We start from the raw sequence: 2,951 nt of genomic DNA, 5'->3' as shown, positions 1-2,951 counted from the left end.
ATTGCTTAGTTTTGTGTGCGGTGAGTCGATGCTTAATAAGGAATAAGCTCGTGCACGTCGATGTTCGTATGTTTGACCTATATGATCTGCTTAATTTCTTTCACTTGGTATGCAGTTTTACGGTGTTGTAGGCGTGGAGTGTGTTGGGATATATAATAGTAGCAACGATGACAGTGATAAAAAATCAACAATAATAAATGAAAAAAGGAATTTGATTGTGAATCCTGTAACTGGAGTAGGTGGTGCTAGTCCTAGTGATGATGGTGCTGATCAAGCTGACAGTGGTGTCTTACAGCAGGTTCATATTTTACCTGGTGGTGAATTGGATGTAGCTACCACTGTTACCGCTGCCTCTATTATTGTTGCTACTTCCTCTGTTGTTACTACTTCTACTGCTCTTACTGCTTCTGCCACTACTTCCACTGTTGCTACTACCTCTGTGGGTAAGGGTGGTAGTGGCGGTAGGAGTAACAAGGGCAAGGGACCTGCTTCCAAGCGTCATGCTGCTGCTTCTGTGCTTACTACCACTCATCCTGTTCCAGCTGGTACAAATCCAGAATTATCTGGCCCCACTTCTTCTGTAACTACTGCTGTTTGCACTACCACTGCTGATTTAAATTTTGATGTCATTCTCGCTAGCCTTATTGAAACCGCTCGTACTCGACGCGCTGCTGCTGATGCTGCTGATGCTCGCGCCAGCTCTGTTGCTGCTGCTGCTGTTCGTGCTCATGGTCATGCTGACTCTATCTCCGATACTGATCCTGAGCTAACCAGTGCCCGTGCTCGTGCCAGTGCTGATAGACATGCTTGCGATGCTGCTGTTCGCGCTGCCGCTGCTCGTGCTGCCGCTGACGATGCCGATTTTGTTGTTGATCAGGCTCGTGTTTTCGCTGCTGATCTTGCTCAAGATCGAGGCGCGGATAGTCTAGTGCCTTGTCCAGGAGGTACCGATTTCAATATTATTCTCGATAGTGTTGTTGCCACCGCTCGTGATTGCCACGCTACTGCTGATGTTGCTGACGCCCGAGCTAACTCTGCTGCTGCTGTTGCTGCTGATCGTGCCGACTCTGCTGCTGCTGCTGTTCGTGCTCTTGATGTTGCTCATGCTGACTCTTCTACCCCAGATAACGATCCTGGTGCCGTTCTTGTTTGTGCCCGCCGTGCCCGTTCCCGTGCCCGCGCTGCGGACAGCCGCTCCCGAACTCTTGCCACTCTTGCTGCCGCTGCTCGCGATGCTGCTGTTGCTGCCGATATTGTTGTTGCTCAAGCTCGTGCTTTTGCTGCCGGTCGTGTTGTTGTTCAAGATCTCGCTGCGGATAGTCGCGTTCCTAGCCCAGGCCCCGATTCTTCTCTTATACCACCAGGTTTTGTAGATTTGTTTGGGTTTGTAGTATCTCTTAAGTTTAGTGAGGTGGTTAACGATCTCATATCTGGGGTTTGTATATTGGCTAAAGATATTATTTCCTATTTTATACTAAGAATAGTGTCAAATATTCTCCGTAATCTTTCAAGTTCTGAACGACGTGCTTGGTGTTTAACTAATGGGAAGCTTTATGAGCTCAAATTTGTGGCCAGGTGCTTTGCTGGGTATTCTACTGAACTACTCCCTACTTTCCTTAACTCTCTTCGCAGTGTCAGAACATGGGATTCTTCTAGTCGCAGCTTGGTGCTATTAACGGGGGACAGGTTAGCAGATTTTTGGGTATCTTTGGACGAAGCTATTTTCAAATCTATAACTAGTTTTTTTATGTCAAGGTGGTGCGGACTTATTGATCGCTTTTCCGTTATGTCAGGCCCTGAAGAGGGATCATCTCCTCTTTGTGGAGGAGATTTTGTTAATGCTTGTGCTAGGTCTGATGCTTCTTTGCCATCAGTTTCAAGATTTGATTCAGCTTCTGAAGGAATGAGAGTGCGAGTAGCATCTCAAGATGGTGGTTCTTTAGATGGTGGTGATTTTGTATATTTGTTTGGATTTGAAGTACCTCCTAGGGTTGAAGAAATGGTTAATGTTCTTATCTGTGAGGTTAGTGCATTGGCTAGGCGTACTTACTCGTCTGTGGTAGCAGTTCCAGTGTCTAGTAACATGAGAGAACTTTCATCTTCTGAACAATGTGCTTGTCTTATAACTAATATGATGCTCTATAAAACTAGCTTTATGCACAGATTCTTTCTCGATTATTGTGGTGGACTTTGTTCTGAATTTATTTGCTCCCTTTTTAGTGTCATACCTGGGGATGCTTCTGGTCGCAGATTGTTGTCATTAACGGGAGATAGTTTAAGAGGTTTTTGGATATCTCTGAGTAGGGCTATTATGGGAGTTTTACAAGATGTTTTTGCAGAGAGGTGGAATGCACTAATTAATCAATTTTCTGTTCTATTAGGTCCTGGAGAGGAATCATCGTCTGCTGTTCTTTGTGTGGGAGATTTTATTAGTGCTCATGATAAGGTTGGTGTTCCCGACTTGGCAGCTTCAGGGATGAGGGTACTAGTAACAGCGAGGAGAAGGGCAGTATCTCATGTTACTGAAGTAACTAGTGGTAGTTCTGTGGCTGATGATGTTGTATCTGTAAGTACTCCTCCTCCTACTTCTTCTTCGGAGATGTTAGTGTTGGCTAGAGAAGAAGAAGTTGAAGTGTCAGAGGTTGAAGTGTCGGAGGTTGAATTGCCTATTGTTGGTGCTGCTGTCGCTGATTTGGGAGTTTTAGAAGGTGAATCATCTGGGATGACAGTAATGCCAACAACTAGTGCTTCTCCAGTTACTATTTCTGTTTTTGAGGTGGAAGAATTTTCTACAGTACCCAGAATAGGTTCTTCTGGTGGTCCTGTTGCACCTAAGAAATTATTTATGAAAATGTATAGTGCCGGTATGTCTTCTTCTTCGATGTCCTCCGGTAGTATTGTATCTTCTGGGCCTTTATCTTCTTTACCTGTGGCGACGGGTATCGGTTCAA

The 2,951-nt window shown here is 45.1% G+C and carries 1 protein-coding gene; it reads left to right on the top strand.

Going from position 1 to position 2,951, the window contains the following annotated elements; genetic code table 11:
- Nucleotides 1-217: 217 nt before the first annotated feature.
- A partial coding sequence (locus A6733_RS08560) for a hypothetical protein (RefSeq protein WP_176696813.1) occupies nt 218-2,951 on the top strand: 2,734 nt, incomplete at its 3' end.

This window comes from Candidatus Ichthyocystis sparus (assembly GCF_900078745.1).
Classification (GTDB): domain Bacteria; phylum Pseudomonadota; class Gammaproteobacteria; order Burkholderiales; family 2013Ark19i; genus Ichthyocystis; species Ichthyocystis sparus.
This window is presented reverse-complemented; position numbering and strand designations above follow the sequence as displayed.